General features: G+C 63.4%; 5 protein-coding genes. 4 read left to right on the forward strand and 1 reads right to left on the reverse strand.

Translation table 11 applies throughout. The features are described from left to right. Positions 1-50 precede the first annotated feature (50 nt). A complete protein-coding gene (locus EN914_RS20945) occupies positions 51-1,349 on the forward strand; it encodes a DUF3419 family protein (protein WP_127223534.1) in 1,299 nt (432 codons plus the stop codon). Beyond that, complete coding sequence (locus EN914_RS20950) at positions 1,346-2,029, forward strand: class I SAM-dependent methyltransferase (protein ID WP_024501478.1); 684 nt, start codon at positions 1,346-1,348, stop codon at positions 2,027-2,029. Before EN914_RS20945 ends, EN914_RS20950 begins: the two co-directional genes overlap by 4 nt. Positions 2,030-2,081: 52 nt before the next feature. On the opposite strand, the gene EN914_RS20955 is transcribed toward EN914_RS20950, so the two are convergent. Further along, entirely contained in the window at positions 2,082-3,461 is a 1,380-nt protein-coding gene (locus tag EN914_RS20955; protein ID WP_024501479.1) for a serine hydrolase, read from the reverse strand. A 229-nt stretch (positions 3,462-3,690) separates the two neighbouring features. Here EN914_RS20955 and EN914_RS20960 point away from each other — a divergent pair, with 229 nt between their 5' ends. Next, on the forward strand, positions 3,691-4,491 hold the full coding sequence (locus EN914_RS20960) for a GH25 family lysozyme (RefSeq protein ID WP_024501480.1): 801 nt from the start codon (positions 3,691-3,693) through the stop codon (positions 4,489-4,491). A gap of 257 nt (positions 4,492-4,748) precedes the next feature. Beyond that, positions 4,749-5,930 (forward strand): lytic murein transglycosylase, encoded by a 1,182-nt coding sequence (locus EN914_RS20965; protein WP_024501481.1) that lies wholly within the window; start codon positions 4,749-4,751, stop codon positions 5,928-5,930. Positions 5,931-5,982: the final 52 nt, after the last annotated feature.

Raw genomic sequence — 5,982 nt, forward strand, 5'->3', positions numbered from 1 at the left:
GCGATGACCTCGCCCCCGGGCTGCTAGCCGGCTGCTGTCATCCATCTGTCATCGCCGAGCGCTACCCGCTTGCGGCAAAGCAAATGGGGAATCATCTTGCCATGACGGACGTTTCCGCAGATCTGGTTTTTAGCCGCGGCAAGGAAGTTGGAAAGGCCGTCTATCAGAACCGCCCGCTGTCGAAGGCCGGCATTTCGGAGCGGCTGTTCGCCTTCCTGTTTTCCGGCCTCGTCTATCCGCAGATCTGGGAAGACCCCGATGTCGACATGGAGGCGATGCAGCTTGGCCAGGGCCACCGCGTCGTCACCATCGCCTCGGGCGGCTGCAACATCCTGGCCTACCTCACGCGCTCGCCGGCCCGGGTCGACGCCGTCGACCTCAACACCGCGCACATCGCGCTGAACCGCATGAAGCTGGAGGCGGTGCGCCATTTGCCATCGCAGGGCGATCTGTTCCGCTTCTTCGGAGCCGCCGACACCAGCCACAATTCGAAAGCGTATGACCGTTTCATCGCGCCGCATCTCGATCCTGTCAGCCGTCACTACTGGGAGCGCCGCAACTGGCGCGGGCGCCGTCGCATCACTGTGTTCGACCGCAATTTCTACCAGACCGGCCTGCTCGGCCTGTTCATCGCCATGGGCCATCGCACGGGAAAATTCTTCGGCGTCGACCCAGCCGGCATCATGCAGGCCAGGAACATCGGCGAGCAGCGCCGCTTCTTCAACGAGGAGTTGGCGCCGGTCTTCGACAACAAGCTTTTGAGATGGGCGACGTCGCGCAAGGCTTCACTGTTCGGCCTCGGCATTCCACCGGCGCAGTACGATTCGCTGATCACTTCTGGCGACGGCACCATGGCCAGCGTGCTGAAAGCCCGGCTGGAAAAACTCGCTTGCGATTTTCCGCTGGAGAATAACTACTTCGCCTGGCAAGCCTTTGCCCGCCGCTATCCGAACCCCGGCGAGGCCGCCCTGCCCGCCTATCTCGAAAGGCAGAATTACGAGACCATCCGCGGCAATGTCGGCCGCGTCGCCATCCACCATGCCAATCTGATCGAGTTTCTCGCCGGCAAGGATGCAGGCGCGGTCGACCGCTTCGTCCTGCTCGACGCACAGGACTGGATGACCGACGATCAGCTCAACGCGCTGTGGGCGGAAATCACCCGTACGGCTTCGACCGGCGCCCGCGTCATCTTCCGCACCGCCGCCGAGCCCAGCCTGCTGCCGGGTCGCGTCTCCAGCTCGCTGCTCGACCAATGGGACTATCAGGACCAGGCTTCGCGCGAATTTTCGGCCCGCGACCGCTCGGCCATCTATGGCGGCTTCCACCTCTATGTGAAGCGCGCGGCATGAGCAGCAGCGAGCTGCCGGCCAGCCCCGAATTCAAGGCCAATCATGCCGAACTGATGGACGGCGTCTACCGCTGGCAGCGCCACATCTACGACCTGACCCGCAAATACTACCTGCTCGGCCGCGACCCAATGATCTCGGGGCTCGACGTGCCTGTCAGTGGCACCGTGCTGGAACTCGGCTGCGGCACCGGCCGCAACGTTATCCTCGCCGCCCGTCACTATCCCGACGCGCGCTTTTTCGGCCTCGATATTTCGGCCGAAATGCTGGAGACGGCCGGAAAGGCGATCGACCGCGAGGGCCTGTCCGGTCGCGTCATATTGGCTAGGGGCGATGCCACCGATTTCGATGCCCGTGCACTCTTCGATGTCGAACGCTTCGACCGTGTCTTCGTGTCCTATTCGCTGTCGATGATCCCCGGCTGGGAAAAAACAGTATCGGCGGCACTTGCCGCCCTGTCGCCGAACGGTTCGCTGCACATCGTCGATTTCGGCCAGCAGGAAGGCCTGCCGCGCTGGTTTCGCACACTGCTGCGCGGCTGGCTGAAAAAATTCCACGTCGCGCCTCGTGAATCGCTGCGCGAAGTGCTGGAATCGGAATCTCGGCGAACCGGCGCAAGCTTCCGTTTCCGCACGCTTTATCGCGGCTACGCCTGGCTGGCGGTTATCGGGCCGCGCGGCTAGCCAAGGTGAAACCGCCATTTGCAGGCCGACCTCACCTGAATGTCAATGCACCTTAATGGAGTGCCTTCACCAACGCCCCCACCATCGTCTGCGGCCGATAGCCAAGCTTGGCAGGCGTCAGCCCCAGCCGCACCACCACCAACTGCTCCGAGGGAATGATGGCAACCGTCTGCCCGTCATGGCCTTCCATCCAGTACGTGTCCTTGGGCAGGCCTGCAGCGACGCCGGCGCCGGGGTTTTCCTCATCGCCCGGGGCCTCGATCCACAATTGGCCCTTGCCGTAGACCTTCGAGGCGGATGCCGGCTCTCGCATCCAGTCGACGAAACCGGCCGGCAGGATCTGGTTGCCGTTCCACACCCCGCCTTGCAGCAGGAACTGGCCGAAGCGCGCCCAGTCATGCGCGGTCGCGTAAAGATAGGACGAGCCGACGAAGGTGCCCAGCTCGTCCGTTTCGAGCACCGCGCTGTGCATGCCGAGCGGCTCGAATAGCGCCGTGCGCGGCCAGGTCAGCGCCCTGGCTTTGTCGCCGACCGCGTCCTGCCAGAGGCGCGACAGCATCACCGCCGTGCCGCTCGAATAGGAAAACTGTTTGCCGACCTCTGCAGCCAGCGGCTTGGATTCGGCAAAGCCCGCCATGTCAGGTTCGAGATAGAGCATGCGCGTGACGTCGGCGACGTCGCCATAATCCTCGTTGAACTCCAGCCCGCTCGACATCGCCATCATGTCGGCAAGGCTGATCGCGGCGCGGCCGTCCGCCTTCCACGGGGCAAATAGGTTTTTGTTGTCGAAAGCCATCTTGCCGTCCTTGACCAACGTACCGACGATGGCGGCATTCACCGTTTTGGTCATCGACCAGCCGAGCAGCGGCGTCCTGGCGGAAAAGCCATCGCCGTAGCGCTCGGCGACGACACGGCCATTCTTGACCACCACCACTGCGCGCATGCCGGTGCCGATCAGCGCCGCATCGTCCAGCAGCTTGGCAACAACCGGATCCTGTGATGCCTCGACCCGTTCGCCTTCCGGCCACAGGTCGCCCATGATGACTGCCGACGGCCCCGCTTGGATCGCGGTCCGCCGCACCTTTCCTACGTCGCCGTCCGGAACCGAAGCGCAGCCAAGCCCGTCGCGGGCTACGGCGACGCTCTTGCCGAGGAACCCGAACAGGCCGGCAGACACCGTTCCCCTGTTCTTGTCCACCGAAACCCGCATTAACCGCAGCAGGGGATGCCCGGGTGCCTGCACGTCGACGGCCAGCACCTCATTGGGATCGCGGCCGGCGATAAAAACGTTCGAACAGACGATCTTGGCCGAGTAGCCCGAGCCGACCCTGATCAACTCCGGTGGCGCGATATAAAGCCAGGCAAAAAGTGCTGCGATCACCAGGACGATCAGGCCAAGCAGCCATTTGACGATCTTGACCACGATCCGCATTTATTTCCTCCGGGCCCTGCCCGACCCTTATGTCATCGATTTGCCGCCATTGCTTCCGCAAATCACAATGCTTGTCGAGCGCCATCAACGGATTATCAACCATGATCGGCGATCACAGGATATGCTGAGCGATGCTGTGGGGCGATCGTTCGGAGGGGCCCCGATCACAAAGCAGGCCAACAGTGTAGAGACCCATCAGCGACCGGCTGAATCCGGCTCGGGAATTGCGATGCGCCGTCTTGCGGGCCTGATCATGCTAGCGCTGCTTGGTGCTTGCTCGACCGTCGACGATCTCTCGCCGCTGTCGCCATCCGCTTCGAGCAGCCCGACGGTTGCCGTGCGCGCGCCGCGCTTTGCCGACTCCAAGCCGCATGAATGGGAGAGCGGCGCGCCGTGGAACTATGCCGTCCACGGCACCGATGTTTCCAAATACCAGACCTCGGTCGACTGGCCGGCTGCCAGGGCCAGCGGCATCTCCTTCGCCTTCATCAAGGCGACCGAGGGCGGCGACCGTTTCGACGGGTATTTCAGCGAGCATTGGGCGCGCACGAAGGCCAACGGGATTCCGCGAGCCGCCTATCATTTCTATTATTTCTGCACCCCGGCTGCCGTTCAGGCGCGCTGGTTCATCCGCAACGTCCCCGTCGATCGCTCGGCGATGCCGCCGGTCCTCGATATGGAATGGAACCCGCAATCGCCGACCTGCAGGCTGCGTCCCGACGCCGCCACGGTGCGCGCGGAGATGACCACCTTCCTCGAAATCGTCGAACGCCATTACGGCAAGAAGCCGATCATCTACACTTCCGTCGACTTCTTCGACGACAACGGGCTGTCGGGGTTCCGCGGCTATCCCTACTGGCTGCGTTCCGTCGCCGGCCATCCGCGTGAGAAATACGGCAGCCACCCCTTCACCTTCTGGCAGTACACCGGAACCGGCATCGTTCCCGGCATGACCGGCAAGTCCGACATCAACGTCTTCAACGGCAGTGAAGCCGCCTGGAACAAATGGCTGCGGCAGAACACCCGTTGACGTCAGGTTCAACGGCAGCACCGCCCTGGATCAAAAGCACTCCAGCAGAGCTTCCGTTGAACCGGTTCAACTGCAGCACCGCCCTGGATCAAATCACTCCAGCAGAGAAGCTGCCGCAGAACACCGTTGACACCGGGCCTGCCGCCTGCTTTTCGACACAGCCAGCGGTAAAGAGTGCAACCGCCGGTAATTCAGGGCGTTGGGCTTCCCGGGGGGAGCACAACAAATGACCCCCTGTTCGTTTCGAAAGGAAGCTGATGCGACTGCGTTCCAAAGTCCTCGCGGCTGCGCTGACCCTGTGCGCCACGGCCTTGCCGGCGATGGCGCAGGAATGCGGCGGCGACTTCGAATCCTGGAAGCAGGGCGTCGCCGCGGAAGCCAGGGCGGCCGGCGTAGGTGCAGTGGGTCTCGACGCCCTTGAAGCGGCAACCTTAGATGACAAGGTGTTGGCGCGCGACCGCGCCCAGGGCGTCTTCACCCAAACCTTTGTCGAGTTTTCCAACCGAATGATCTCGGCCTATCGCCTGAAGCAAGGTGCGGCGAACATAAAGAAATACGCGGATGTCTTCGCCCGCGCCGACCAGCAGTTCGGCGTCCAGGCGCCGATCATCGCCGCCTTCTGGGCGCTGGAGACCGATTTCGGCGCCGTGCAGGGCGACTTCCACACGCTGAGCGCCCTGGTGACGCTTTCCCATGATTGCCGCCGGCCGCAGCTCTTCCGGCAACAGCTGGTGCCGCTTCTGGAACTGATCGATCGCGGCGTGCTGCCGGCCGATGTCAGGGGCGCCTGGGCCGGCGAGATCGGCCAGACGCAGATCCTGCCCTCCGACTATCTGGCACGCGGCGTCGACGGCGACGGCGACGGCAAGATCGACCTGCGCGGCAGCGTGCCTGATGTGATCATGACCACTGCCAACAAGGTGCTGTCGCGCGGCTGGAAACGCGACCAGCCCTGGATCCAGGAAGTCCGCGTGCCCGAAGACATGCCGTGGGATCAGACCGGTCGCACCAACAAGCTGCCGCTGTCGCAGTGGGCGCAATGGGGCGTCACCTACCCCAGCGGCGCGCCGCTGGTCGACAACGGCCTGAAAGCAGGCCTCGCGCTGCCGATGGGCCGCAAGGGGCCAGCCTTCCTCACCTACGACAATTTCGACGTCTATCTCGAATGGAACCAGTCCTTCACCTATGCGCTGACGGCAGCCAACCTTGCCGCACGGCTGGCAGGCGCTCCGCCGCTGGACCCGCGCAATCCCGAGACCGGTCTCAACAATGAGCAGATGAAGGCGTTGCAGACCAAGCTGGAAGCCAAGGGCTACGATGTCGGCACCGTCGACGGCATTTTGGGTACCAACACCCGCGAGGCGATCCGCAAGGAGCAGACGCGGCTAGGTTTGCCGGTGGATGGCTGGCCGACGCCGGAGCTTTTGGGAAAATTATAGGGCAGTAGGGCAAATTAGCCCGAAGCAGTGACTGCCGCCACCCCTATTCCCC

It is taken from the genome of Mesorhizobium sp. M7A.F.Ca.CA.001.08.2.1 (assembly GCF_003998455.1).
In the GTDB taxonomy this organism is placed as follows: Bacteria; Pseudomonadota; Alphaproteobacteria; order Rhizobiales; family Rhizobiaceae; genus Mesorhizobium; species Mesorhizobium ciceri.

Excerpts from the sequence above, each read along its gene's own strand:
- EN914_RS20960 (WP_024501480.1), top strand. The coding sequence starts at position 3,691 with ATGCGCCGTCTTGCGGGCCTGATCATGCTAGCGCTGCTTGGTGCTTGC.
- EN914_RS20965 (WP_024501481.1), top strand. The coding sequence starts at position 4,749 with ATGCGACTGCGTTCCAAAGTCCTCGCGGCTGCGCTGACCCTGTGCGCC.
- EN914_RS20950 (WP_024501478.1), top strand. The coding sequence starts at position 1,346 with ATGAGCAGCAGCGAGCTGCCGGCCAGCCCCGAATTCAAGGCCAATCAT.
- EN914_RS20955 (WP_024501479.1), bottom strand. The coding sequence starts at position 3,461 with ATGCGGATCGTGGTCAAGATCGTCAAATGGCTGCTTGGCCTGATCGTC.